The organism is Streptomyces sp. NPDC059718 (assembly GCF_042733315.1).
In the GTDB taxonomy this organism is placed as follows: domain Bacteria; phylum Actinomycetota; class Actinomycetes; order Streptomycetales; family Streptomycetaceae; genus Actinacidiphila.
Window position 1 is genome coordinate 168,041 of the sequence record NZ_JBHWGA010000005.1, and the last position, 25,179, is coordinate 193,219.

General features: G+C 68.0%; 31 protein-coding genes. 30 read left to right on the forward strand and 1 reads right to left on the reverse strand.

Annotation, left to right across the window (positions count from 1 at the left end; genetic code table 11):
• Positions 1–77: 77 nt before the first annotated feature.
• From ACFV3E_RS08660 to tuf, 6 genes are all read left to right on the forward strand, one after another.
• The gene (locus tag ACFV3E_RS08660; protein ID WP_500367174.1) at positions 78–3,977 is read left to right on the forward strand and encodes a DNA-directed RNA polymerase subunit beta'; all 3,900 of its coding nucleotides are present in this window, start codon (positions 78–80) and stop codon (positions 3,975–3,977) included.
• Positions 3,978–4,158: 181 nt separating this feature from the next.
• On the forward strand, positions 4,159–4,590 hold the full coding sequence (locus tag ACFV3E_RS08665; protein WP_500328153.1) for a DUF1707 and DUF4190 domain-containing protein: 432 nt from the start codon (positions 4,159–4,161) through the stop codon (positions 4,588–4,590).
• A gap of 300 nt (positions 4,591–4,890) precedes the next feature.
• On the forward strand, positions 4,891–5,262 hold the full coding sequence (gene rpsL / locus ACFV3E_RS08670) for a 30S ribosomal protein S12 (protein WP_014144289.1): 372 nt from the start codon (positions 4,891–4,893) through the stop codon (positions 5,260–5,262).
• A 2-nt stretch (positions 5,263–5,264) separates the two neighbouring features.
• Positions 5,265–5,735 (forward strand): 30S ribosomal protein S7, encoded by a 471-nt coding sequence (rpsG, locus tag ACFV3E_RS08675; RefSeq protein ID WP_018558864.1) that lies wholly within the window; start codon positions 5,265–5,267, stop codon positions 5,733–5,735.
• 42 nt (positions 5,736–5,777) lie between these two features.
• A complete protein-coding gene (gene fusA, locus ACFV3E_RS08680) occupies positions 5,778–7,907 on the forward strand; it encodes an elongation factor G (protein WP_500534074.1) in 2,130 nt (709 codons plus the stop codon).
• Positions 7,908–8,067: 160 nt separating this feature from the next.
• Entirely contained in the window at positions 8,068–9,261 is a 1,194-nt protein-coding gene (tuf, locus tag ACFV3E_RS08685) for an elongation factor Tu (protein WP_089226439.1), read from the forward strand.
• A gap of 116 nt (positions 9,262–9,377) precedes the next feature.
• On the opposite strand, the gene ACFV3E_RS08690 is transcribed toward tuf, so the two are convergent.
• On the reverse strand, positions 9,378–11,417 hold the full coding sequence (locus tag ACFV3E_RS08690) for a PIG-L family deacetylase (RefSeq protein ID WP_500534075.1): 2,040 nt from the start codon (positions 11,415–11,417) through the stop codon (positions 9,378–9,380).
• Positions 11,418–11,618: 201 nt separating this feature from the next.
• Between ACFV3E_RS08690 and ACFV3E_RS08695 the strand changes: the two genes are divergently transcribed.
• The 24 genes from ACFV3E_RS08695 (at position 11,619) to ACFV3E_RS08810 (ending at position 25,105) form a co-directional block, all read left to right on the forward strand.
• On the forward strand, positions 11,619–12,800 hold the full coding sequence (locus tag ACFV3E_RS08695; protein WP_500534076.1) for a S8 family peptidase: 1,182 nt from the start codon (positions 11,619–11,621) through the stop codon (positions 12,798–12,800).
• A gap of 391 nt (positions 12,801–13,191) precedes the next feature.
• The gene (rpsJ, locus tag ACFV3E_RS08700) at positions 13,192–13,500 is read left to right on the forward strand and encodes a 30S ribosomal protein S10 (RefSeq protein ID WP_014144312.1); all 309 of its coding nucleotides are present in this window, start codon (positions 13,192–13,194) and stop codon (positions 13,498–13,500) included.
• Positions 13,501–13,514: 14 nt separating this feature from the next.
• On the forward strand, positions 13,515–14,159 hold the full coding sequence (rplC, locus tag ACFV3E_RS08705) for a 50S ribosomal protein L3 (protein ID WP_431944486.1): 645 nt from the start codon (positions 13,515–13,517) through the stop codon (positions 14,157–14,159).
• 4 nt (positions 14,160–14,163) lie between these two features.
• On the forward strand, positions 14,164–14,814 hold the full coding sequence (gene rplD, locus ACFV3E_RS08710) for a 50S ribosomal protein L4 (RefSeq protein ID WP_499513423.1): 651 nt from the start codon (positions 14,164–14,166) through the stop codon (positions 14,812–14,814).
• Positions 14,814–15,140, forward strand: coding sequence for an uL23 family ribosomal protein (gene rplW, locus ACFV3E_RS08715; protein WP_499513424.1), 327 nt, complete (start codon positions 14,814–14,816; stop codon positions 15,138–15,140). Before rplD ends, rplW begins: the two co-directional genes overlap by 1 nt.
• Before the next feature lie 47 nt (positions 15,141–15,187).
• Entirely contained in the window at positions 15,188–16,024 is an 837-nt protein-coding gene (rplB, locus tag ACFV3E_RS08720) for a large ribosomal subunit protein uL2 (protein ID WP_499513425.1), read from the forward strand.
• Positions 16,025–16,036: 12 nt separating this feature from the next.
• A complete protein-coding gene (gene rpsS / locus ACFV3E_RS08725) occupies positions 16,037–16,318 on the forward strand; it encodes a 30S ribosomal protein S19 (protein ID WP_018558873.1) in 282 nt (93 codons plus the stop codon).
• Positions 16,319–16,361: 43 nt separating this feature from the next.
• Positions 16,362–16,709, forward strand: a complete 348-nt coding sequence (rplV, locus tag ACFV3E_RS08730; protein WP_361800744.1) for a 50S ribosomal protein L22 — start codon at positions 16,362–16,364, stop codon at positions 16,707–16,709.
• On the forward strand, positions 16,709–17,533 hold the full coding sequence (gene rpsC / locus ACFV3E_RS08735) for a 30S ribosomal protein S3 (RefSeq protein ID WP_361800646.1): 825 nt from the start codon (positions 16,709–16,711) through the stop codon (positions 17,531–17,533). The genes rplV and rpsC overlap by 1 nt, the downstream gene beginning before the upstream one ends.
• A gap of 5 nt (positions 17,534–17,538) precedes the next feature.
• Positions 17,539–17,958 (forward strand): 50S ribosomal protein L16, encoded by a 420-nt coding sequence (rplP, locus tag ACFV3E_RS08740; protein ID WP_018558876.1) that lies wholly within the window; start codon positions 17,539–17,541, stop codon positions 17,956–17,958.
• Entirely contained in the window at positions 17,958–18,182 is a 225-nt protein-coding gene (rpmC, locus tag ACFV3E_RS08745; RefSeq protein ID WP_319139014.1) for a 50S ribosomal protein L29, read from the forward strand. The genes rplP and rpmC overlap by 1 nt, the downstream gene beginning before the upstream one ends.
• Positions 18,182–18,466 carry a 30S ribosomal protein S17 gene (gene rpsQ, locus ACFV3E_RS08750; RefSeq protein ID WP_018558878.1) on the forward strand — a complete coding sequence of 95 codons (285 nt, stop codon included), beginning with the start codon at positions 18,182–18,184 and terminating at the stop codon, positions 18,464–18,466. The genes rpmC and rpsQ overlap by 1 nt, the downstream gene beginning before the upstream one ends.
• A gap of 149 nt (positions 18,467–18,615) precedes the next feature.
• Positions 18,616–18,984, forward strand: a complete 369-nt coding sequence (rplN, locus tag ACFV3E_RS08755) for a 50S ribosomal protein L14 (protein ID WP_055718836.1) — start codon at positions 18,616–18,618, stop codon at positions 18,982–18,984.
• A 3-nt stretch (positions 18,985–18,987) separates the two neighbouring features.
• The gene (rplX, locus tag ACFV3E_RS08760; protein WP_431944472.1) at positions 18,988–19,311 is read left to right on the forward strand and encodes a 50S ribosomal protein L24; all 324 of its coding nucleotides are present in this window, start codon (positions 18,988–18,990) and stop codon (positions 19,309–19,311) included.
• The gene (rplE, locus tag ACFV3E_RS08765; protein ID WP_018558880.1) at positions 19,311–19,868 is read left to right on the forward strand and encodes a 50S ribosomal protein L5; all 558 of its coding nucleotides are present in this window, start codon (positions 19,311–19,313) and stop codon (positions 19,866–19,868) included. The genes rplX and rplE overlap by 1 nt, the downstream gene beginning before the upstream one ends.
• Before the next feature lie 3 nt (positions 19,869–19,871).
• A complete protein-coding gene (locus tag ACFV3E_RS08770) occupies positions 19,872–20,057 on the forward strand; it encodes a type Z 30S ribosomal protein S14 (RefSeq protein ID WP_059127180.1) in 186 nt (61 codons plus the stop codon).
• Positions 20,058–20,253: 196 nt separating this feature from the next.
• Entirely contained in the window at positions 20,254–20,652 is a 399-nt protein-coding gene (gene rpsH / locus ACFV3E_RS08775) for a 30S ribosomal protein S8 (RefSeq protein ID WP_326572868.1), read from the forward strand.
• 21 nt (positions 20,653–20,673) lie between these two features.
• Positions 20,674–21,213, forward strand: a complete 540-nt coding sequence (rplF, locus tag ACFV3E_RS08780) for a 50S ribosomal protein L6 (protein WP_500367166.1) — start codon at positions 20,674–20,676, stop codon at positions 21,211–21,213.
• Positions 21,214–21,216: 3 nt separating this feature from the next.
• Entirely contained in the window at positions 21,217–21,600 is a 384-nt protein-coding gene (gene rplR / locus ACFV3E_RS08785; protein ID WP_499513428.1) for a 50S ribosomal protein L18, read from the forward strand.
• Positions 21,601–21,640: 40 nt separating this feature from the next.
• Entirely contained in the window at positions 21,641–22,246 is a 606-nt protein-coding gene (gene rpsE / locus ACFV3E_RS08790) for a 30S ribosomal protein S5 (protein WP_319658494.1), read from the forward strand.
• The gene (rpmD, locus tag ACFV3E_RS08795) at positions 22,246–22,428 is read left to right on the forward strand and encodes a 50S ribosomal protein L30 (RefSeq protein ID WP_087927574.1); all 183 of its coding nucleotides are present in this window, start codon (positions 22,246–22,248) and stop codon (positions 22,426–22,428) included. The genes rpsE and rpmD overlap by 1 nt, the downstream gene beginning before the upstream one ends.
• A gap of 1 nt (position 22,429) precedes the next feature.
• On the forward strand, positions 22,430–22,894 hold the full coding sequence (gene rplO, locus ACFV3E_RS08800) for a large ribosomal subunit protein uL15 (protein ID WP_499513429.1): 465 nt from the start codon (positions 22,430–22,432) through the stop codon (positions 22,892–22,894).
• A gap of 223 nt (positions 22,895–23,117) precedes the next feature.
• On the forward strand, positions 23,118–24,431 hold the full coding sequence (secY, locus tag ACFV3E_RS08805) for a preprotein translocase subunit SecY (RefSeq protein WP_499513430.1): 1,314 nt from the start codon (positions 23,118–23,120) through the stop codon (positions 24,429–24,431).
• Positions 24,431–25,105: an adenylate kinase gene (locus ACFV3E_RS08810; RefSeq protein ID WP_500367164.1), complete on the forward strand. Its 675-nt coding sequence runs from the start codon at positions 24,431–24,433 to the stop codon at positions 25,103–25,105. The genes secY and ACFV3E_RS08810 overlap by 1 nt, the downstream gene beginning before the upstream one ends.
• The last annotated feature ends 74 nt before the right edge of the window (positions 25,106–25,179 follow it).

Below are 25,179 nucleotides of genomic sequence, written 5' to 3' on the forward strand. Positions count from 1 at the left end.
CGTGAGCAGCTCCCCGCCTCCCCCGGACCGTTCAGACATGTTTGACTTTCGACCCCGAAAGAGGGATTGACGACAAAGTGCTCGACGTCAACTTCTTCGACGAGCTGCGGATCGGCCTTGCGACCGCGGACGACATCCGACAGTGGTCCCATGGCGAGGTCAAGAAGCCTGAGACCATCAACTACCGCACCCTGAAGCCCGAGAAGGACGGACTCTTCTGCGAGAAGATCTTCGGCCCCACCCGGGACTGGGAGTGCTACTGCGGCAAGTACAAGCGTGTCCGCTTCAAGGGCATCATCTGTGAGCGCTGCGGCGTCGAGGTCACTCGCGCCAAGGTGCGTCGTGAGCGGATGGGCCACATCGAGCTGGCCGCTCCCGTGACCCACATCTGGTACTTCAAGGGCGTTCCGTCGCGGCTGGGCTACCTGCTCGACCTCGCCCCGAAGGACCTCGAGAAGGTCATCTACTTCGCCGCCTACATGATCACGTGGGTGGACGACGAGCGTCGTACCCGCGACCTGCCCTCGCTGGAGGCCCAGGTCTCCGTGGAGCGTCAGCAGGTCGAGCAGCGGCGTGACTCCGACATCGAGTCCCGGCAGAAGAAGCTCGAGGCCGACCTCGGCGAGCTGGAGGCCGAGGGCGCCAAGTCCGACGTGCGCCGCAAGGTGCGCGAGGGCGCCGAGCGGGAGATGAAGCAGCTGCGCGACCGCGCCCAGCGCGAGCTGGACCGGCTCGACGAGGTGTGGTCCCGCTTCAAGAACCTCAAGGTCCAGGACCTGGAGGGTGACGAGCTGCTCTACCGCGAGCTGCGGGAGCGCTTCGGCACCTACTTCCAGGGTTCGATGGGTGCCGCGGCGCTGCAGAAGCGCCTGGAGTCCTTCGACCTCGACGAGGAGGCCGCCAAGCTCCGCGAGATCATCCGTACCGGCAAGGGCCAGAAGAAGACCCGTGCGCTCAAGCGCCTCAAGGTCGTCTCCGCCTTCCTGCAGACCACCAACAAGCCCCAGGGCATGGTGCTGGACTGCGTCCCGGTGATCCCGCCGGACCTGCGTCCGATGGTGCAGCTGGACGGTGGCCGCTTCGCGACCTCCGACCTGAACGACCTGTACCGCCGCGTCATCAACCGCAACAACCGCCTCAAGCGCCTCCTCGACCTCGGTGCCCCCGAGATCATCGTGAACAACGAGAAGCGCATGCTCCAGGAGGCCGTCGACGCGCTCTTCGACAACGGCCGTCGTGGTCGCCCGGTCACGGGCCCCGGCAACCGTCCGCTGAAGTCGCTGTCCGACATGCTCAAGGGCAAGCAGGGCCGGTTCCGTCAGAACCTGCTCGGCAAGCGCGTCGACTACTCGGCCCGTTCGGTCATCGTCGTCGGCCCGCAGCTCAAGCTGCACCAGTGCGGTCTGCCCAAGGCCATGGCGCTGGAGCTCTTCAAGCCGTTCGTGATGAAGCGCCTGGTGGACCTGAACCACGCGCAGAACATCAAGTCGGCCAAGCGCATGGTCGAGCGCGGCCGCACGGTCGTGTACGACGTGCTCGAAGAGGTCATCGCCGAGCACCCGGTGCTGCTGAACCGTGCGCCGACCCTGCACCGCCTCGGCATCCAGGCCTTCGAGCCGCAGCTGGTCGAGGGCAAGGCCATCCAGATCCACCCGCTCGTCTGCACCGCGTTCAACGCGGACTTCGACGGTGACCAGATGGCCGTGCACCTGCCGCTGTCCGCGGAGGCGCAGGCCGAGGCCCGCATCCTGATGCTGTCCTCGAACAACATCCTCAAGCCCGCTGACGGCCGTCCGGTGACGATGCCGACGCAGGACATGGTCCTGGGTCTGTTCTTCCTCACCACGGACGCGGAGGAGCGCGAGCTCCGGGGCGAGGGCCGGGCGTTCGGCTCGACCGCCGAGGCGATCATGGCCTTCGACGCGCGCGAGCTCTCGCTCCAGTCGCGGATCGACATCCGGTTCCCGATCGGCACCGTCCCGCCGCGTGGCTGGACCCCGCCGGCGGACGTCGAGGGCGAGGAGCCCTGGCAGCTGGGCGACTCCTTCCGGCTGAACACGACCCTGGGCCGTGCGCTCTTCAACGAGCTGCTGCCCGAGGACTACCCGTTCGTGGACTACCCGGTGGGCAAGAAGCAGCTCTCCGAGATCGTCAACGACCTCGCCGAGCGCTACCCGAAGGTCATCGTGGCGGCGACGCTCGACAACCTGAAGGCGTCCGGTTTCCACTGGGCGACCCGTTCCGGTGTCACCGTGGCCATCTCCGACGTCGTCGTGCCCGAGGCCAAGAAGGCCATCATCGCGGGCTACGAGGCACAGGACGAGAAGGTCCAGAAGCAGTACGAGCGCGGTCTGATCACCAAGGACGAGCGCACGCAGGAGCTCATCGCGATCTGGACCAAGGCGACCAACGAGGTCGCCGAGGCGATGAACGCGAACTTCCCGAAGACCAACCCGATCTTCATGATGGTCGACTCGGGTGCCCGCGGAAACATGATGCAGATGCGTCAGATCGCGGGTATGCGTGGCCTGGTGTCCAACGCGAAGAACGAGACCATCCCGCGGCCGATCAAGGCGTCGTTCCGCGAGGGTCTCACCGTGCTGGAGTACTTCATCTCCACCCACGGTGCCCGTAAGGGTCTCGCGGACACCGCTCTGCGTACCGCCGACTCCGGTTACCTGACGCGTCGTCTGGTCGACGTCTCCCAGGACGTCATCATCCGCGAGGAGGACTGCGGCACCGAGCGCGGCCTCAAGCTGGCGATCGCCGAGCGCTCCGAGGACGGTTCGCTGCGCAAGACGGACGACGTCGAGACCAGCGTGTACGCGCGCTGCCTCGCCGAGGACGTCGTGGTGGACGGCAAGGTGCTGGCCACCGCCGGCACCGACCTGGGCGACGTGCTCATCGAGCAGCTCATCCACAACGGCGTCGAGGAGGTCAAGACCCGCTCGGTCCTGACCTGCGAGTCCGCGGTGGGCACCTGCGCGATGTGCTACGGCCGTTCGCTCGCGACCGGCAAGCTGGTGGACATCGGTGAGGCGGTCGGCATCATCGCCGCCCAGTCCATCGGTGAGCCCGGCACCCAGCTGACGATGCGTACCTTCCACACCGGTGGTGTGGCCGGTGACGACATCACGCAGGGTCTGCCGCGTGTCGTCGAGCTCTTCGAGGCGCGTACCCCCAAGGGTGTTGCCCCGATCTCGGAGGCGGCGGGCCGCATCCGGATCGAGGAGACCGAGAAGACCAAGAAGATCGTCATCACCCCGGACGACGGTGCCGAGGAGATCGCCTACCCGATCTCCAAGCGTGCCCGGCTGCTGGTGGGCGAGGGCGACCACGTCGAGGTCGGCGAGAAGCTGACCGTGGGTGCCACCAACCCGCACGACGTGCTGCGCATCCTGGGTCAGCGGGCCGTCCAGGTCCACCTGGTCGGGGAAGTCCAGAAGGTCTACAACTCGCAGGGCGTGTCGATCCACGACAAGCACATCGAGATCATCATCCGGCAGATGCTCCGCCGGGTGACGATCATCGAGTCCGGCGACGCGGAGCTGCTGCCGGGCGAGCTGGTCGAGCGCGGCCGCTTCGAGACCGAGAACCGTCGGGTCGTGGCGGAGGGTGGCCACCCGGCCTCCGGCCGTCCGCAGCTGATGGGTATCACCAAGGCCTCGCTGGCCACCGAGTCCTGGCTGTCGGCCGCCTCCTTCCAGGAGACGACCCGAGTCCTCACCGACGCGGCGATCCACGCCAAGTCCGACTCGCTGCTGGGCCTCAAGGAGAACGTCATCATCGGCAAGCTCATCCCGGCCGGTACGGGTCTGTCCCGCTACCGCAACATCCGGGTCGAGCCGACCGAGGAGGCCAAGGCCGCGATGTACTCGGCCGTCGGCTACGACGACATCGACTACAGCCCGTTCGGCACCGGCTCCGGCCAGGCCGTCCCGCTGGAGGACTACGACTACGGCCCGTACAACGGCTGAGTCGTCCGCTCGAAGCCGCTGGGCGGCCATCCCTCGGGGTGGCCGCCCAGCGGCTTTGTGCCGCCCTGGACGGGCTTGTGGGGCCTTCCAGGGCGGTACGGCCGGGGGGCGGGGCGGCACGGACCGGCCGACCGTGTGACGGGGCGCCCTGGGAACGTGGTTTTCCGGGCATAATGGAGCGATGCGGGCTGCGAACGATGATCGCGAGCGTACGGTGGACGTGCTCAAGGCTGCGTTCACCGAAGGGCGGTTGACCCAGCCGGAGTTCGAGGACCGGGTCGGGCTGGCCTACCAGGCGGTGACGTACCAGGAGCTGTACGGACTCACCGCGGACATCCCGCGCCCACGCCGGCTCCCCGCGCCCCCGCCGCCGGTCAACGCCAAGGCGGTCGCCTCACTGGTCTGCGGGGCGGTGGGCATGTTCGGACTGGTGATCCCCGGGATACCGGCCGTGGTGCTGGGGCACATGGCGCGCCGGGAGATCCGGCGCACGGGCGAGCGGGGCGACGCGCTCGCGGTGTGCGGACTGGTGATGGGATACCTTCTGACCGCGTTCACGGTCGCGATCACGGCGATCGTCGTTATGGTGGTAGTGGCGGTCAGTCACGGCTGAGTGCGTTCTCGCGAGCCCCCCGCGGGGCCCGGCGGGAGGGTGCGGCATCGGCCGAGACCATATGTTTTGACCGAAGGCTGGGCGCTGGGTACGCTCTGACCTTGTGCCTGGGGTGTGCCCGGGTTCTCGTGCGTGCACTTGTCCGTACGGGACACCGAGGCCGATACACCGACAAATACGCAGTTTCGCTTCGACGGAAATCGTATGAGGTGCGCGACACACCCGACCGCGTGGGTCGGCGTGAGCCGCTGAAACCCCAGGTTAGAAGTATCGAGTCGGCACACAGAAACCGGAGAAACGGTGCCTACGATCCAGCAGCTGGTCCGAAAGGGCCGGCAGGACAAGGTCGAGAAGAACAAGACGCCCGCACTGAAGGGTTCCCCTCAGCGCCGCGGCGTCTGCACGCGCGTCTACACGACCACCCCGAAGAAGCCGAACTCTGCCCTGCGTAAGGTCGCGCGTGTGCGACTGACCAGCGGCATCGAGGTCACCGCTTACATCCCGGGTGAGGGTCACAACCTGCAGGAGCACTCCATCGTGCTCGTGCGTGGTGGCCGTGTGAAGGACCTGCCGGGTGTTCGCTACAAGATCATCCGCGGTTCGCTCGACACCCAGGGTGTCAAGAACCGCAAGCAGGCCCGCAGCCGCTACGGCGCCAAGAAGGAGAAGTAAGAATGCCTCGTAAGGGCCCCGCCCCGAAGCGCCCGGTCATCATCGACCCGGTCTACGGTTCTCCTCTGGTGACGTCGCTCGTCAACAAGATCCTGCTGCACGGCAAGCGCTCCACCGCCGAGCGCATCGTGTACGGCGCCCTCGAGGGCCTGCGCGAGAAGACCGGGCAGGACCCGGTCATCACGCTCAAGCGCGCCCTGGAGAACGTCAAGCCCTCCCTGGAGGTCAAGTCCCGCCGTGTCGGTGGCGCGACCTACCAGGTGCCGATCGAGGTCCGCCCCGGCCGTGCCAACACCCTGGCGCTGCGCTGGCTGGTGGGTTACTCCCGCGCCCGCCGCGAGAAGACCATGACCGAGCGTCTGATGAACGAGCTGATGGACGCCAGCAACGGTCTGGGCGCCGCGGTGAAGCGTCGCGAGGACACCCACAAGATGGCCGAGTCCAACAAGGCCTTCGCGCACTACCGCTGGTAGTCCGCGCCCCCATCGAGAGAACCGAGAGAAGACTGAAGCCTTATGGCTACCACTTCACTTGACCTGGCCAGGGTCCGCAACATCGGGATCATGGCCCACATCGACGCGGGCAAGACGACGACCACCGAGCGGATCCTGTTCTACACCGGTGTCTCGTACAAGATCGGCGAAGTCCACGACGGCGCTGCCACCATGGACTGGATGGAGCAGGAGCAGGAGCGCGGCATCACGATCACGTCGGCCGCGACGACCTGCCACTGGCCGCTGGAGAACGTCGACCACACCATCAACATCATCGACACCCCGGGTCACGTCGACTTCACCGTCGAGGTGGAGCGCTCGCTGCGCGTGCTCGACGGTGCCGTGACGGTGTTCGACGGTGTCGCCGGTGTCGAGCCGCAGTCCGAGACCGTCTGGCGTCAGGCGGACCGCTACGGTGTGCCGCGCATCTGCTTCGTCAACAAGCTCGACCGCACCGGTGCCGAGTTCCACCGCTGCGTCGACATGATCGTGGACCGCCTCGGTGCGGTTCCGCTGGTCATGCAGCTGCCGATCGGTGCCGAGGCCGACTTCAAGGGCGTGGTCGACCTCGTCCAGATGAAGGCCCTCGTGTGGTCCGCCGAGGCCACCAAGGGTGAGATGTACGACGTCGTCGACATCCCGGACACCCACACCGAGGCCGCCGACGAGTGGCGCGGCAAGCTGCTCGAGGCCGTCGCCGAGAACGACGAGGAGATGATGGAGCTGTACCTGGAGGGCACCGAGCCCACCCAGGAGCAGCTGATGGCGGCCATCCGCCGCATCACCCTCGCCTCCAAGGGCGGCGCGGGCTCCGTCACCGTCACCCCGGTGTTCTGCGGAACCGCGTTCAAGAACAAGGGCGTCCAGCCCCTGCTCGACGCGGTCGTGCGTTACCTGCCGTCGCCGCTGGACGTCGAGGCCATCGAGGGCCACGCCGTCGGCGACGCCGAGCAGATCATCAAGCGCAAGCCCTCGGACGACGAGCCCTTCTCCGGTCTCGCGTTCAAGATCATGAGCGACCCGCACCTCGGCAAGCTCACCTTCGTCCGGGTGTACTCGGGCCGCCTGGAGTCCGGCAGTTCCGTGCTGAACTCCGTCAAGGGCAAGAAGGAGCGCATCGGCAAGATCTACCGCATGCACGCGAACAAGCGTGAGGAGATCGACTCGGTGGGCGCCGGCGACATCGTCGCCGTCATGGGCCTGAAGCAGACCACCACCGGTGAGACGCTGTCCGACGACAAGAACCCGGTGATCCTGGAGTCCATGGACTTCCCGGCTCCGGTCATCCAGGTCGCGATCGAGCCCAAGTCCAAGGGTGACCAGGAGAAGCTGGGTGTCGCCATCCAGCGTCTCTCGGAGGAGGACCCCTCCTTCCAGGTCCACTCGGACGAGGAGACCGGCCAGACGATCATCGGCGGCATGGGCGAACTGCACCTCGAGGTGCTGGTCGACCGCATGAAGCGCGAGTTCAAGGTCGAGGCGAACGTGGGCAAGCCCCAGGTCGCCTACCGCGAGACCATCCGCAAGGCGGTCGAGCGGATCGACTACACGCACAAGAAGCAGACCGGCGGTACCGGCCAGTTCGCGAAGGTGCAGATCGCGCTGGAGCCGCTGGAGGGCGGAGACGCCTCCTACGAGTTCGTCAACAAGGTCACCGGTGGCCGCATCCCCCGCGAGTACATCCCGTCGGTGGACTCCGGTGCCCAGGAGGCCATGAAGTTCGGCATCCTGGCCGGCTACGAGATGGTCGGCGTCCGCGTCACCCTTCTCGACGGTGGCTACCACGAGGTCGACTCCTCCGAGCTGGCGTTCAAGATCGCCGGTTCGCAGGCCTTCAAGGAGGGCGCCCGCAAGGCGAGCCCCGTCCTCCTCGAGCCGATGATGGCCGTCGAGGTCACCACGCCCGAGGAGTCCATGGGCGACGTCATCGGCGACCTCAACTCCCGCCGTGGCCAGATCCAGGCCATGGAGGAGCGCAGTGGTGCCCGGGTCGTCAAGGGCCTGGTACCGCTGTCGGAGATGTTCGGCTACGTCGGCGACCTCCGCAGCAAGACGTCGGGTCGCGCGAGCTACTCGATGCAGTTCGACTCCTACGCCGAGGTTCCCAAGAACGTCGCCGAGGAGATCATCGCGAAGGCCAAGGGCGAGTAACCCAGCAGTTGTTCCCGCACTAGGCTTGACCGGGAGGCTTGGGGGCATTCCGCCGCGAACCGCGAGGGGAGCGTCGGATGCCCCGGCCGCCCGTAACCCAGCAAAGATCACCCTGGCGCCGATGAAGTAAGGCGTACAGCAACTCCACAGGAGGACCCCAGTGGCGAAGGCGAAGTTCGAGCGGACTAAGCCGCACGTCAACATCGGCACCATCGGTCACATCGACCACGGTAAGACCACTCTTACCGCTGCGATCACCAAGGTGCTGCACGACGCGTACCCGGACCTGAACCCCTTCACGCCGTTCGACCAGATCGACAAGGCGCCGGAGGAGCGGCAGCGCGGTATCACCATCTCCATCGCGCACGTCGAGTACCAGACGGACGCGCGTCACTACGCGCACGTCGACTGCCCGGGTCACGCGGACTACATCAAGAACATGATCACCGGTGCCGCGCAGATGGACGGCGCCATCCTCGTGGTCGCCGCCACCGACGGTCCGATGCCGCAGACCAAGGAGCACGTGCTCCTGGCCCGCCAGGTCGGCGTTCCCTACATCGTCGTCGCCCTGAACAAGGCCGACATGGTGGACGACGAGGAGATCCTGGAGCTCGTCGAGCTCGAGGTCCGTGAGCTGCTCTCCGAGTACGAGTTCCCGGGCGACGACCTGCCGGTCGTCCGCGTCTCCGCGCTGAAGGCGCTGGAGGGCGACAAGGAGTGGGGCGAGAAGCTCCTCGGCCTGATGAAGGCCGTGGACGAGGCCGTCCCCACCCCCGAGCGCGACGTCGACAAGCCGTTCCTGATGCCGATCGAGGACGTCTTCACGATCACCGGTCGTGGCACCGTCGTCACCGGTCGTATCGAGCGCGGCATCCTCAAGGTCAACGAGACCGTCGACATCATCGGCATCAAGACCGAGAAGACCACCACCACGGTCACCGGCATCGAGATGTTCCGCAAGCTGCTCGACGAGGGCCAGGCCGGTGAGAACGTCGGTCTGCTGCTCCGCGGCATCAAGCGCGAGGACGTCGAGCGCGGCCAGGTCATCATCAAGCCGGGTACGGTCACGCCGCACACCGACTTCGAGGCCCAGGCCTACATCCTGTCGAAGGACGAGGGTGGTCGTCACACCCCGTTCTTCAACAACTACCGCCCGCAGTTCTACTTCCGTACCACGGACGTGACCGGCGTCGTGACCCTCCCCGAGGGCACCGAGATGGTCATGCCGGGCGACAACACCGCCATGACGGTCGCGCTGATCCAGCCGATCGCCATGGAGGAGGGCCTGAAGTTCGCCATCCGCGAGGGTGGCCGGACCGTCGGCGCCGGCCAGGTCACCAAGATCCTGAAGTAAGGATCCCGGCGATCTGCCGCTTGCCGTAGGCGAGCTGTACGAGGGCCCCGGCCCACCGTTCACGCGGTGGGCCGGGGCCCTCGGCGTTTTCCGGGCCCGGGGCCCGAGGCCGGGGGCTAGACCGGGGTGCGCAGCTCCGGCCGCCAGATCCAGGGCGTGGCGTCCGTCCCGAACCCCACGACGGCCGGCCGGGCCCCGGGGCGGGTGTGCAGGGCCGGGAAGCCGTACCCGGGGGCGCCCCGGCGCAGCGCGCCGGCCGGGTGCACGAGGCCGGCGACGTGGACGGCACCGTCGGCGGCGCGTCCGGCGAGCAGCCCGTGGGCCTGGGAGAGGGGGCCGTAACCGTCGAAGAGCCGCGGCCGGTCCGGCCCGAGCGCCGCCCGGACCACGCCGAGCCGGTGGACGAGGAGTCCGTCGCTCGCGGGCAGGCGGTAGACCAGGGACAGGGAGCCGTCGGGCTCCGCCGCGGCCGCCGGGGGATCGGCGGGGACCGGCAGCGCGGTCAGCGCCCGGCAGAGGAGCGGCCGGCCCGGCGCGTCCTGGGACCAGTGGTGCACGGCGGTCCGCCCGGCGGCGAACACATGCACCCTCCCGTCGCGGTCCACGACCGCGCTCAGCCCGTCCTGCACCTCGCCGCCGCCCAGGTCCTGCCAGCCGGTCCACGTGCCGTCAGGCTCCCGTACGCGGGTGCTCAGGGCCTTGGCCGCGTTGCGCACGAACAGGTGCACCCGGCGGTCCGGCGCGGCCACCGCGACGGGTACGCCGATCCTGCGCCCCCGGTCCGGGTCGTCCTCGGGCGAGCCCAGCCCCTCCCAGTCACGGCCCTCCGCCAGCACCACGACGTCACGGGTGTTGGCCGCCCGGTCGCTCTCCAAGGCGGCGAACCGCAGCGCGAACAGCAGCGGCCCGCCGCCGGCCGGGTCGGTGACGACGCTCAGCGCGGGGGCGAGCGGTCCGCCGCCCAGGTCCCGCGGCGTGCCCCAGCGCCCGCTGCCGGGGGCGGTCTCCCGCCAGCGCACCGCGCGTGTGCCGAGCACGCCGTGGGCGACCAGCCGCCCCCGCGCGTCGGTCCCCGGTACCAGGCGGGCGCCGGGGTGGCGGTAGTGGGTGCTGCGCACCCAGCCCTTGCGGTTGGCGAGCGGCCTGCCCATGCCGACCTGGTAGTCGCCGCAGCCGGAGGGGTCGCCGCACGGCCAGTCGGGGGCGCCTCCGTACGGGGCGAGGTAGCCGGCCTTCCGGCGCAGCAACGCGGGCGGGAGGTTGTAGGGCCAGTGGTGGTTGTAGTAGCCGCGGTAGGCCGTCGTCAGGAAGGCGGGCGCGATGCCCTCGCCGCGGGCGACGCCCTCGGCGTAGCGGGCGATCGCCTTCCAGGCGAACAGCGCGGTCGCGGTGTGGTCCCAGTGGTCGCTGTAGCCGGGTTGCTCGACGTCCCGTCGCCGGGTGGCCGCGTTGGCCTCCACGTCAGGGTCGGGGTCGAGGGTGTGGACGAGGGTCGGCCGGTGGTGCCGCAGCAGTCCGGCGAGCACGTCCACCAGGACCTCGTGGGTGTACGTGTCCCTGGCGGCGTTCGGCGAGCCCGCCGAGGCGAAGGTCGGCAGCGTCATGCCGGGCAGCTGCCACAGCTGCGGCAGCCCGACCCTGTCGGTCGTGCCGTGCATGGCGAGGTTGAGGAAGACCAGCACCGCCTCCCGGTCGCCCACGCGCAGCGTGTCGACCTCGGCGGTCATGCCGTGAGCCAGCCGCGTGGTGCCGCGCCGCCAGGGCGTGAAGATGTCGGTGCCCAGCATCGCCGCGTACGCCTGCCGCAGGCCCTGGTGACGGGCGGCGGAGTAGGCGGCCTTGTCGGGGGCCGGACGCGGTTGTCCCGGTGGGCGGTTGACCCCGTGCGCCTCGCCCGCGGTGACGTACACCGACACCACGGGGACGCCCGCCTCCACGGCCTGCACGGTGTCGGGGTTCATGAAGTACAGCTCGTCGTCGGGGTGCGCCAGCACCTGGAACAGCCGCGCCCCGCCCGCCGGGGCGCGGAACACCAGGGGGGCGGGCGCCGGACCGGTGGCCGCGCCCCCGGACCGGGAGCAGCCGCCCAGGGCGACGGCCGCGGAGCCGGCGGCGAACGCGGCGAGGAAGCGCCGACGGGTGGGGACGATCTTCACGCCACGCTAGAGGGCCGTTCCGCCCGGGAGGTTGCCGGGCACCGCCGCGGCGTGCGCCACTCGGGCGACGCGTGTACGCCATCGGGGCGCCCGCTCACCCGCTCGCCCGATTGGCACACTGCGCGAGCAGCGTACGACCACTCGGTGTTACGACTTGTGACGTTCGGTGCACACCCGTACGAGTCCCCCGAGGAGCCCGCCATGCGGCTGTCCCAGCGCCGGGCAGTGGTCTTCGCCGCCGTCCTGACGGCCGTCCTGCCCGCCCTCGGCGGGGCCGCCGCGACGCCGGAGCCGCCCGGGGCCCCGCTGCGGATGGCGGCGCGCGGCGGCATCACCGGGCAGTACCTGGTGATGCTGCGGCCGGGTACGGACCCGGGCTCGGTGCTGCGCAGCGTCGAGGCGCAGCCGATGTTCACGTTCACCAGCGCGCTGGTGGGCTTCGCCGCCCGGCTGACCGACGGCCAGGTCTCCCGGCTGCGCGCGGTGCCCGGGGTGGAGGCCGTGGAGCAGGACGCCGAGGTCGCGGCACCGAAGCCGGCGACGCAGGTGGCCGCGGCCGCCGCCGAGACGTCCTGGGGCCTGGCCCGGATCGGCAACCGGGCCCACGACGGCGGCGCCTTCAGCGTGCGGGCGACGGGAGCCAAGGTCACCTCGTACGTCATCGACACCGGCATCGACTTCGGGCACGCCGAGTTCGGGGGACGGGCGGTGCCCGGCTTCGACGCGGTGGGGGACGGCCGGGACGGCACCGACTGCAACGGTCACGGCACGCACGTCGCCGGGACGGTCGGCGGTGCCACCACCGGGGTCGCCCGGGCGACGAAGCTGGTCTCGGTACGGGTGCTGGGGTGCGACGGCCGCGGCTCGGTGGCCACGGTGGTCGCCGGGATGAACTGGGTGGCCGCCCACGCGGTGAAGCCCGCGGTCGCCAACCTGTCGACCGGTGGCGCCCGCAGCGAGACGGCCGACCGCGCGGTGGAGGGCCTGGCGGCCGCGGGGGTCTTCCCGGTCGTCGCCGCCGGCAACTCCGACGGGGACGCCTGCCAGGTCTCCCCGGCCGCGGCGCCCGGCGCGTTCACCGTCGCCGCGATCGACGAGTCGGACCGCAAGGCGTCCTTCAGCAACTGGGGTGGTTGCGTGGACATCAGTGCCCCGGGGACGGGGATCACCTCCGCGGCCATGGGCGGCGGCCTGGTCCGCATGAGCGGCACCTCGATGGCCGCCCCGCACGTCACGGGGGTGGCGGCGCTCTACAAGGACACGTACGGGGACGTCTCCGCGTCCTTCCTCGCCTCCTGGCTGCTGGCCGGCGCCACCGCCGGCGTGCCCGTCGACGCCCCGGCCGGCACCCCGCGGCTGCTGGTGTACACATCCGGACTGTGACCCGGGTTTGGGGGAGCGGCGGCGGGGGGTAAGGTACTGCGCCCCGATTGGCGTCCGAGGCGTCCGGTATGGCAGACTAGCCGGGTTGCTCGGTCGAGTGCCGATGCTGCGCGCCTCCCGTCGGGAGGACCGGAAGCGAGTCCCACAGTACTCGTCGTCACTCTCCGCCCCAGGCGGGGTGGCGGACGTACGGGAATCTTCCGGGAAGCTCAGCGGGGTGCTCACCAGGTACTCGGTGGGTGTCTTCTCCCACGCATCCCCTCCCTGAGGGTCTCCGTCATGCGGTGATTTAAGGGAAGGGAAGCGACACGCCCGACCGCGTGGGTCGGAGAAGGCGGTCGAACCACCGAGTTCCAGAGCGCTGACTAGCAGACAGGACTACGAAGTAGCCATGGCGGGACAGAAGATCCGCATCCGGCTCAAGGCCTACGACCACGAGGTCATCGACTCCTCGGCGAAGAAGATCGTCGAGACGGTGACGCGTACTGGTGCGCAGGTCGCGGGCCCGGTGCCGCTGCCCACTGAGAAGAACGTGTACTGCGTCATCAAGTCGCCGCACAAGTACAAGGACTCGCGCGAGCACTTCGAGATGCGCACGCACAAGCGCCTGATCGACATCCTCGACCCGACGCCCAAGACCGTTGACTCGTTGATGCGCCTGGACCTTCCGGCCGGCGTCGACATCGAGATCAAGCTCTGAGAGGCGCGGAACAGATGGCTAAGCAGATCAAGGGCATCCTGGGCGAGAAGCTCGGCATGACCCAGGTCTGGGACGAGAACAACCGTGTCGTCCCGGTGACCGTGGTCAAGGCCGGCCCGAACGTCGTGACCCAGGTCCGTACGAACGACGTCGACGGTTACGAGTCTGTCCAGATCGCCTTCGGCGAGATCGACCCGCGCAAGGTGAACAAGCCCCTCAAGGGCCACTTCGCCAAGGCCGACGTGACCCCCCGCCGCCACCTGGTGGAGCTCCGTACCTCCGACGCCGCCGAGTACACCCTCGGCCAGGAGATCACCGCGGAGGTCTTCGAGGCGGGCGTGAAGGTGGACGTCACCGGCAAGAGCAAGGGCAAGGGCTTCGCCGGTGTCATGAAGCGTCACAACTTCAAGGGCCTCGGCGCCGGACACGGCACCCAGCGCAAGCACCGCTCTCCCGGCTCCATCGGTGGCTGCGCCACCCCGGGCCGTGTGTTCAAGGGTCTGCGCATGGCGGGCCGCATGGGCAACGAGCGGGTCACCACCCAGAACCTGACCGTCCACGCCGTTGACGCGGAGAAGGGCCTGCTGCTCATCAAGGGCGCGGTTCCCGGCCCGAACGGCGGCCTCGTCCTGGTCCGCACCGCGGCCAAGGGGGCCTGAGGATATGAGCACCATTGACATTCTGTCGCCCGCGGGCGACAAGGCCGGGACCGTTGAGCTCCCGGGCGAGATCTTCGACGCGAAGGTCAGCATCCCGCTGATCCACCAGGTCGTCGTGGCGCAGCTGGCCGCCGCCCGTCAGGGCACGCACAAGGTCAAGACGCGTGGCGAGGTCCGCGGTGGCGGCAAGAAGCCGTACCGCCAGAAGGGCACCGGCCGCGCCCGTCAGGGTTCGACCCGCGCCCCGCAGTTCGCCGGTGGTGGCGTCGTGCACGGTCCCGTGCCGCGTGACTACTCGCAGCGGACCCCGAAGAAGATGAAGGCCGCCGCCCTGCGCGGTGCCCTCACCGACCGGGCGCGTCACAACCGCATCCACGTCGTGACCGGCGTCATCGAGGGCGAGTCCCCGTCGACGAAGGCCGCCAAGACGCTGCTGGGCAAGATCAGCGACCGCAAGAACGTGCTGCTCGTCGCCGACCGCGCCGAAGAGGCCGCGTGGCTGTCCGCCCGCAACCTGCCCCAGGTGCACATCCTGGAGGCCGGCCAGCTGAACACGTACGACGTGCTCGTCTCCGACGACGTGGTCTTCACCAAGGCCGCCTTCGACCGCTTCATCGGTAACGGCGCCGCCGAGACCGAAGGGAGCGACGCCTGATGGCCGAGCAGACCGCGATCACCAGCCGGACCTTCACGGACCACCGTGACATCCTGGTCAAGCCGGTGGTCTCCGAGAAGAGCTACGCGCTGCTGGACGAGAACAAGTACACGTTCGTCGTCGACCCGCGTGCCAACAAGACCCAGATCAAGCAGGCCGTCGAGGCGGTCTTCCAGGTCAAGGTCACCGGGGTCAACACGATCAACCGTCAGGGCAAGCGCAAGCGCACCAAGACCGGTTTCGGCAAGCGCAAGGACACCAAGCGCGCCATCGTGACCCTCGCTGAGGGCGACCGCATCGACATCTTCGGCGGCCCGGTCTCCTAACGGGGACCGGAACGTTCAGAAGTCCGGAATCTTCCGAGGACTGAGAAATGGGTATCCGCAAGTACAAGCCGACGACCCCGGGCCGTCGTGGCTCCAGCGTCGCCGACTTCGTCGAGATCACGCGGTCCACGCCGGAGAAGTCGCTGGTCCGCCCCCTGCACAGCAAGGGCGGCCGTAACAACACCGGTCGTGTGACCGTTCGCCACCAGGGTGGTGGCCACAAGCGCGCCTACCGCGTGATCGACTTCCGTCGTCACGACAAGGACGGCGTGCCGGCCAAGGTCGCGCACATCGAGTACGACCCCAACCGCACCGCGCGCATCGCGCTCCTGCACTACGCGGACGGCGAGAAGCGCTACATCCTGGCCCCGGCCAAGCTGAACCAGGGTGACCGCATCGAGAACGGCGCCGGCGCCGACATCAAGCCCGGCAACAACCTCCCGCTGCGTCACATCCCGGTGGGTACGACCATCCACGCCATCGAGCTCCGGCCCGGCGGCGGCGCGAAGCTGGCGCGCAGCGCCGGTGCCTCCGTCCAGCTGCTGGCGAGGGAGGGCTCCATGGCCACCCTTCGCATGCCGTCCGGTGAAGTCCGCCTGGTCGACGCCCGCTGCCGCGCCACCATCGGCGAGGTCGGCAACGCCGAGCAGTCGAACATCAACTGGGGCAAGGCCGGCCGTATGCGCTGGAAGGGCGTCCGCCCGACCGTCCGCGGTGTGGCCATGAACCCCGTCGACCACCCGCACGGTGGTGGTGAGGGCAAGACCTCCGGTGGTCGCCACCCGGTCAGCCCGTGGGGTCAGAAGGAGGGTCGTACTCGCTCGCCGAAGAAGGCCAGCAGCAAGTACATCGTCCGCCGCCGCAAGACGAACAAGAAGCGCTAGGAGCGGGTTTAGATGCCGCGCAGTCTCAAGAAGGGGCCCTTCGTCGACGACCACCTGATCAAGAAGGTGGACGTTCAGAACGAGGCCGGTACCCACAACGTCATCAAGACCTGGTCCCGCCGCTCGATGATCATCCCGGCGATGCTGGGCCACACGATCGCGGTGCACGACGGCCGTAAGCACGTCCCGGTGTTTGTCACCGAGTCGATGGTCGGCCACAAGCTCGGCGAGTTCGCGCCGACCCGCACCTTCCGCGGCCACGAGAAGGACGACCGCAAGTCGCGTCGTCGCTGATCTGCGGAGAGCGAAGACCATGACAGACACCGAAGGGACAACCATGGAAGCCAGGGCCCAGGCGCGGTACATCCGCGTCACGCCCATGAAGGCCCGCCGCGTGGTGGACCTCATCCGTGGCATGAGCGCCACGGAGGCTCAGGCGGTCCTGCGTTTCGCCCCGCAGGCCGCGAGCGTGCCGGTGGGCAAGGTGCTCGACAGCGCCATTGCCAACGCCGCGCACAACTACGACCACACCGACGCCGAGTCGCTGTACATCAGCGAGGCGTACGTCGACGAGGGCCCGACCCTGAAGCGGTTCCGTCCGCGTGCCCAGGGTCGTGCCTACCGGATCCGCAAGCGGACCAGCCACATCACCGTGGTCGTCAGCAGCAAGGAAGGAACCCGGTAATGGGCCAGAAGGTTAACCCGCACGGGTTCCGGCTCGGCATCACCACGGACTTCAAGTCCCGGTGGTACGCCGACAAGCTGTACAAGGACTACGTCAAGGAAGACGTCGCCATCCGCCGGATGATGACGCAGGGCATGGAGCGGGCCGGCATCTCCAAGGTGGAGATCGAGCGGACCCGCGACCGCGTCCGCGTCGACATCCACACCGCCCGGCCGGGCATCGTCATCGGCCGTCGCGGCGCGGAGGCCGACCGCATCCGCGGCGACCTGGAGAAGCTGACCGGCAAGCAGGTCCAGCTGAACATCCTCGAGGTCAAGAACCCGGAGACGGACGCTCAGCTGGTGGCCCAGGCCGTCGCCGAGCAGCTGTCCTCCCGCGTCTCCTTCCGTCGTGCCATGCGCAAGAGCATGCAGAGCACGATGAAGGCCGGCGCCAAGGGCATCAAGATCCAGTGCGGTGGCCGTCTCGGCGGCGCCGAGATGTCCCGCTCGGAGTTCTACCGCGAGGGCCGCGTTCCGCTGCACACGCTGCGCGCCAACGTCGACTACGGCTTCTTCGAGGCCCGTACGACCTTCGGCCGCATCGGTGTGAAGGTGTGGATCTACAAGGGCGACGTCAAGAACATCGCCGAGGTCCGCGCAGAGAACGCCGCCGCCCGCGCCGGCAACCGCCCGGCCCGCGGCGGTGGCAACGACCGTCCGCAGCGCCGCGGTGGCGAGCGCGGCGGCCGTGGCCGTCGTCCCCAGGGTGACGCCCAGGCCCCCAAGGCCGAGGCGACCACCGCTGAGGCTCCGGCTGCGGAGACCACCGGAACGGAGGCCTGACCCCCATGCTGATCCCCCGTCGGGTCAAGCACCGTAAGCAGCACCACCCGAAGCGTGATGGCATGGCCAAGGGTGGCACCGAGCTGGCGTTCGGTGAGTACGGCATCCAGGCCGTCACCCCCGCGTACGTGACGAACCGGCAGATCGAGTCCGCTCGTATCGCCATCACCCGTCACATCCGCCGTGGTGGCAAGGTCTGGATCAACATCTACCCGGACCGTCCGCTCACGAAGAAGCCGGCCGAAACCCGCATGGGTTCCGGTAAGGGTTCCCCGGAGTGGTGGGTCGCGAACGTCAAGCCCGGTCGGGTGATGTTCGAGCTGTCCTTCCCGAACGAGAAGGTTGCGCGTGAGGCGCTCACCCGAGCCGCCCACAAGCTTCCGATGAAGTGCCGGATCGTCCGGCGCGAGGCAGGTGAGCTGTAATGGCGGCCGGTACCAAGGCGACCGAGCTGCGTCAGCTGGGCGACGAGGAGCTCGTCGGCAAGCTGCGTGAGGCCAAGGAGGAGCTGTTCAACCTCCGCTTCCAGGCGGCCACCGGACAGCTCGAGAACAACTCCCGGCTGAAGGTTGTCCGCAAGGACATCGCCCGGATCTACACCCTCATGCGTGAGCGTGAGCTCGGCATCGAGACGGTGGAGAACGCCTGATGAGCGAGAAGAATGTGACTGAGAGCAGCGAGCAGCGCGGTGACCGCAAGACCCGTGAGGGTCTCGTGGTCAGCGACAAGATGGACAAGACCGTCGTGGTCGCCGTCGAGGACCGTGTGAAGCACGCCCTGTACGGCAAGGTCATCCGCCGTACCAACAAGCTCAAGGCGCACGACGAGCAGAACGCCGCGGGCGTCGGCGACCGTGTCCTCCTCATGGAGACCCGGCCGCTGTCCGCGAGCAAGCGCTGGCGCGTCGTCGAGATCCTCGAGAAGGCCAAGTAAGACTGCTCGGCCGGCCGGGCCGCGCGACCCGTTCGCGCGGTCCGGCCCCGGCCGGCACGTAATTCCTGCGGGGGGTTCCCCGCAGGACGGTTCCGCCAGGCTCTCCGGGCCCGCCCCGGAGGGAACCGGCAGACGATCAGGAGATAGACGTGATCCAGCAGGAGTCGCGACTGCGTGTCGCCGACAACACGGGCGCGAAGGAGATCCTTTGCATCCGTGTCCTCGGTGGCTCCGGTCGCCGCTACGCAGGAATCGGTGACGTCATCGTCGCCACCGTCAAGGACGCGATCCCCGGTGGCAACGTGAAGAAGGGCGACGTCGTCAAGGCGGTCGTCGTGCGCACCGTCAAGGAGCGCCGCCGTCCCGACGGTTCGTACATCCGCTTCGACGAGAACGCGGCCGTCATCCTCAAGAACGACGGTGACCCCCGCGGCACCCGTATCTTCGGCCCCGTGGGCCGGGAGCTGCGCGAGAAGAAGTTCATGAAGATCATCTCGCTCGCGCCGGAGGTGCTGTAACCGATGAAGATCAAGAAGGGCGACCTGGTCCAGGTCATCACCGGTAAGGACAAGGGCAAGCAGGGCAAGGTCATCGCGGCCTACCCGGCTGAGGACCGTGTCCTGGTCGAGGGTGTCAACCGGGTCAAGAAGCACACCAAGGCCGGCCAGACCGCGCGTGGTTCGAAGACCGGCGGCATCATCACGACGGAGGCTCCCGTCCACGTCTCCAACGTCCAGCTGGTCGTGGAGAAGGACGGCAAGAAGGTCGTGACCCGCGTCGGCTACCGCTTCGACGACGAGGGCAACAAGATCCGCGTTGCCAAGCGGACGGGTGAGGACATCTGATGACTGCCACCACTTCGCCTCGTCTGAAGGCGCGCTACCGCGAGGAGATCGCGGGCAAGATGCGTGACGAGTTCCAGTACGAGAACGTCATGCAGATCCCCGGTCTCACCAAGATCGTGGTCAACATGGGTGTGGGCGACGCCGCCCGCGACTCCAAGCTGATCGAGGGCGCGATCCGCGACCTCACCACGATCACCGGCCAGAAGCCGGCCGTCACCAAGGCCCGGAAGTCCATCGCGCAGTTCAAGCTGCGTGAGGGTCAGCCCATCGGCGCCCACGTCACCCTCCGCGGTGACCGCATGTGGGAGTTCCTGGACCGTCTGCTGTCGCTCGCGCTCCCGCGCATCCGCGACTTCCGCGGTCTGTCGCCGAAGCAGTTCGACGGCCGAGGCAACTACACCTTCGGTCTCACGGAGCAGGTCATGTTCCACGAGATCGACCAGGACAAGATCGACCGCACCCGGGGTATGGACATCACCGTGGTGACCACGGCGACCAACGACGCTGAGGGCCGCGCGCTCCTCCGTCACCTCGGCTTCCCGTTCAAGGAGGCGTGAGCCGTGGCGAAGAAGGCTCTTATCGCGAAGGCCGCCCGCAAGCCCAAGTTCGGCGTGCGTTCCTACACGCGCTGCCAGCGTTGTGGCCGTCCGCACTCCGTGTACCGCAAGTTCGGCCTGTGCCGCGTGTGCCTTCGTGAGATGGCGCACCGCGGTGAGCTGCCGGGCGTGACCAAGAGCTCCTGGTAACCACCAGGGGCTCTCGGTAAGCAGATGAGTGGCGGGAGCCCAGCCCTGCATACCGTAAGGTAGAAGGGTTGGGCGCCCGCCGCCCATGACCGTCTTACTACGCCGTAGGTCCCCGCGCCGCACCCGTCCCCAGTCTGTTGGGGGAGAGGGATGGCGCATATAGGAAACCCCGGCGAGAGAGGCCTAAGGCCATCACATGACCATGACTGACCCGATCGCAGACATGCTGACGCGTCTGCGGAACGCGAACTCCGCGTACCACGACGAGGTCACCATGCCGTTCAGCAAGATCAAGTCGCACATCGCGGAGATCCTCCAGCAGGAGGGTTACATCACCGGCTGGAAGGTCGAGGACGCCGAGGTCGGCAAGAACCTCGTTCTCGAGCTGAAGTTCGGTCCGAACCGCGAGCGCTCGATCGCCGGCATCAAGCGCATCAGCAAGCCCGGTCTGCGGGTCTACGCAAAGTCCACCAACCTGCCGAAGGTGCTCGGCGGCCTGGGCGTGGCGATCATCTCCACCTCCCACGGGCTCCTCACCGACAAGCAGGCAAACAAGAAGGGCGTGGGTGGGGAAGTCCTCGCCTACGTCTGGTAGTCGGGAAACGGAGGTATAGCCATGTCGCGTATTGGACGGCTGCCCATCCCGGTTCCCGCCGGCGTGGACGTCACCATCGATGGCCGGACGGTCTCGGTGAAGGGCCCCAAGGGTTCCCTGACCCACACCGTTGCCGCGCCGATCGAGATCGTCAAGGGCGAGGACGGCACCCTGCAGGTGTCGCGTCCGAACGACGAGCGTCTGAACAAGGCCCTGCACGGCCTGTCGCGCACGCTGGTGGCGAACATGATCACCGGCGTGACCGTGGGCTACGTGAAGAAGCTCGAGATCAGCGGTGTCGGCTACCGCGTCCAGGCGAAGGGCTCCAACCTGGAGTTCGCCCTGGGCTACAGCCACCCGATCGTCGTCGAGGCCCCCGAGGGCATCTCCTTCAAGGTCGAGAACCCCACCAAGTTCTCGGTCGAGGGCATCGACAAGCAGAAGGTCGGCGAGGTCGCCGCGAACATCCGCAAGCTGCGGAAGCCCGACCCGTACAAGGCCAAGGGCGTCAAGTACGAGGGCGAAGTCATCCGCCGCAAGGTCGGAAAGGCTGGTAAGTAAGCCATGGCATACGGTGTGAAGATCGCCAAGGGCGATGCTTACAAGGGCGCCGCCAAGAAGCGCCGCCACATCCGCGTCCGCAAGCGGATCTCGGGCACCGAGGCGCGCCCGCGCCTGGTCGTGACCCGCTCCAACCGCGGTATCACGGCGCAGGTCATCGACGACCTCAAGGGCCACACCGTGGCCTCGGCGTCGCACCTGGACACCTCCATCCGAGGCGTCGAGGGTGACAAGACCGAGCAGGCCAAGAAGGTCGGCCAGCTGGTCGCCGAGCGCGCCAAGGCGGCCGGTGTCGAGACCGTCGTGTTCGACCGTGGTGGCAACCGGTACGCCGGGCGCATCGCCGCCCTTGCCGACGCCGCCCGCGAAGCCGGGCTCGGTTTCTGAGCCGGTTCCGTAGCTAGCGGAAACAGAGAGAGGTAATCCAATGGCTGGACCCCAGCGCCGCGGTGGCGGTGCCGGTGGCGGCGAGCGGCGGGACCGGAAGGGCCGTGACGGCGGCGCAGCTGCCGCCGAGAAGACCGCGTACGTTGAGCGCGTTGTCGCGATCAACCGCGTCGCCAAGGTTGTGAAGGGTGGTCGTCGCTTCAGCTTCACCGCGCTGGTCGTGGTGGGCGACGGTGACGGCACCGTGGGTGTCGGTTACGGCAAGGCCAAGGAGGTGCCGGCCGCCATCGCCAAGGGTGTTGAGGAGGCCAAGAAGCACTTCTTCAAGGTCCCCCGTATCCAGGGCACCATCCCCCACCCCATCCAGGGCGAGAAGGCCGCGGGCGTCGTCCTGCTCAAGCCTGCTTCCCCCGGTACGGGTGTGATCGCCGGTGGTCCGGTGCGCGCCGTTCTGGAGTGCGCCGGCATCCACGACGTGCTGTCGAAGTCGCTCGGCTCCGACAACGCGATCAACATCGTGCACGCCACGGTGGCCGCTCTCCAGGGCCTGCAGCGCCCCGAGGAGATCGCCGCCCGTCGTGGCCTGCCCCTCGAGGACGTGGCTCCCGCGGCTCTGCTCCGGGCGCGTGCTGGGGTGGGTGCGTAATGGCTCGCCTCAAGGTCACGCAGGTCAAGTCGTACATCGGCAGCAAGCAGAACCACCGTGACACCCTGCGTTCGCTCGGCCTGAAGCGGCTGAACGACGTTGTGGTCAAGGAGGACCGCCCGGAGATCCGTGGCATGGTCCAGACCGTCCGCCACCTCGTCACGGTCGAGGAGGTTGACTGACATGGGCACCGACAACACGTCGAACCCGCTGAAGGTCCACAACCTCCGTCCGGCCCCCGGTGCCAAGACCGCCAAGACCCGTGTGGGTCGTGGTGAGGCGTCCAAGGGCAAGACGGCCGGTCGTGGTACCAAGGGCACCAAGGCCCGCTACCAGGTTCCGGCACGCTTCGAGGGTGGGCAGATGCCCCTCCACATGCGTCTGCCGAAGCTCAAGGGCTTCAAGAACCCGTTCCGCACCGAGTTCCAGGTCGTGAACCTGGACAAGCTGACCGCGCTCTACCCCGAGGGTGGCGAGGTCACGGTGGCCGACCTGGTCGCCAAGGGTGCCGTGCGGAAGAACCAGCTCGTCAAGGTGCTGGGCACCGGCGAGATCTCCGTGGCGCTGCAGGTGACCGTCGACGCGGTCTCCGGCTCCGCCAAGGAGAAGATCACCGCCGCGGGCGGCTCGGTCACCGAGCTCGTCTGAGAGTGATGCCACATCCAGCCGGGGATGTTCCGCACTTTCGTGCGGGGCATCCCCGGTTGGTCATTCCGGGGACGGACGCTCGCCGGTAAGGTGGGCCGGGCTAGTCTTGCGGAGCCTGTGCGCTGACGCGGGTCAGGCAACCCCCATCGTTTTGCAGTTCGACCATTCGTAGCTTTCAACACCGTCACCTCCCGCCGAAGAGGCGGGGGGCGCAGGAGGCACCGTGCTCACCGCGTTCGCCCGGGCGTTCAGGACGCCCGACCTGCGCAAGAAGCTGCTGTTCACGCTGGGCATCATGATGCTGTTCCGGCTGGGAGCGCACATCCCGATCCCTGGGGTCGACTACCAGGTGGTCAACTCCTGCATCAAGGCGGTCGGCGGGAACCAGGGCCTCTTCGGCCTGGTGAACCTCTTCAGCGGCGGCGCGCTTCTGCAACTCACGATCTTCGCGCTCGGCATCATGCCGTACATCACCGCGAGCATCATCCTGCAGCTGCTCACCGTGGTCATCCCGCGCCTGGAAGCCCTCAAGAAGGAGGGCCAGGCCGGTCAGACCAAGATCACGCAGTACACGCGCTACCTCACCGTGGCGCTGGCGATCCTGCAGGGCACCGGCCTGGTGGCCACCGCCCGCTCCGGCAGCCTCTTCCAGCAGTGCCCCGACCGCTTCAACATCGTCCCCGACCAGTCGATCTTCACCACGATCACGATGGTCATCACGATGACCGCGGGTACCGCCCTCATCATGTGGCTGGGCGAGCTCATCACCGACCGCGGCATCGGCAACGGCATGTCGATCCTGATGTTCCTGTCGATCGCGGCCGGCTTCCCCGGCGCCCTCTGGGCGATCAAGAAGTCCGGGAAGATCGCGGACGGCTGGGTCGAGTTCGGCGCGGTCATCATGGTGGGTCTGGCGATGGTCGCCCTCGTCGTCTTCGTCGAGCAGGCGCAGCGCCGCATCCCCGTGCAGTACGCGAAGCGCATGATCGGCCGTCGTTCGTACGGAGGAACGTCCACCTACATCCCGCTGAAGGTGAACCAGGCGGGTGTGATTCCCGTCATCTTCGCGTCATCGCTCCTGTACATCCCGTCACTGGTCGTCCAGTTCAGTGGATCCACGTCTACCTGGGCAAACTGGGTCAGGGACAACCTGGTCAAGGGTGATCACCCGATCTACATCACCGCGTACTTCCTGCTGATTGTCTTCTTTGCCTTCTTCTACGTGGCCATCTCGTTCAACCCCGAAGAAGTCGCGGACAACATGAAGAAGTATGGTGGGTTCATCCCGGGCATCCGGGCTGGTCGTCCCACCGCGGAGTACCTCAGCTACGTGCTCAACCGCATCACGTGGCCGGGCGCGATGTACCTGGGGCTGATCGCCTTGGTGCCCACCGTGGCGCTGGTGCTGTTCAACGCGAACCAGAACTTCCCGTTCGGCGGGACGAGCATCCTGATCATCGTGGGTGTCGGCCTGGAGACCGTGAAGCAGATCGAGAGCCAGCTTCAGCAGCGTAACTACGAAGGGTTCCTCCGCTGATGCGCATCGTCCTCGTCGGGCCCCCCGGGGCCGGCAAGGGTACGCAGGCTGCGTACCTTGCCAGGAACCTGTCGATCCCGCACATCTCCACGGGCGACCTCTTCCGGGCGAACATCAGCCAGGGCACGGAGCTGGGCCGCAAGGCCCAGGAGTACATGGACGCCGGCCGGCTGGTACCCGACGAGATCACCATCGGGATGGCCAAGGACCGCATGCTGCAGCCGGACGCCGGGAACGGCTTCCTGCTGGACGGCTTCCCGCGGAACGTGGGCCAGGCGCAGGCGCTCGACAAGATCCTCGCCGAGGCCGGGATAGCGCTGGACGCGGTGCTGGACCTCGAGGTCCCCGAGGAGGAGGTCGTCAAGCGGATCGCCGGTCGCCGGCTGTGCCGCAAGAACGGCAGCCACGTCTTCCACGTGGTGTACAACCCTCCGGCCGGTGACGGCGTCTGCGACGAGTGCGGCGGCGAGCTGTACCAGCGGTCGGACGACACCGAGGAGAAGGTGCGGGTCCGGCTGGAGGAGTACCACAGCAAGACCGAGCCGATCATCGACTACTACAAGCAGCAGGGCCTGGTGCGCACCATCTCGGCCCTGGGCAAGGTCGCCGAGGTGACCAAGCGGGCGATGGACGCGCTGCACGACAAGAAGGACTCGGGCGACAGCGCCGCCTGAGCACATGCGTGACCGGTACGGCCGCGGTGTCCCCCAGGACCCCGCGGCCGTACCGTTGAGGTATCCGGTGGGAC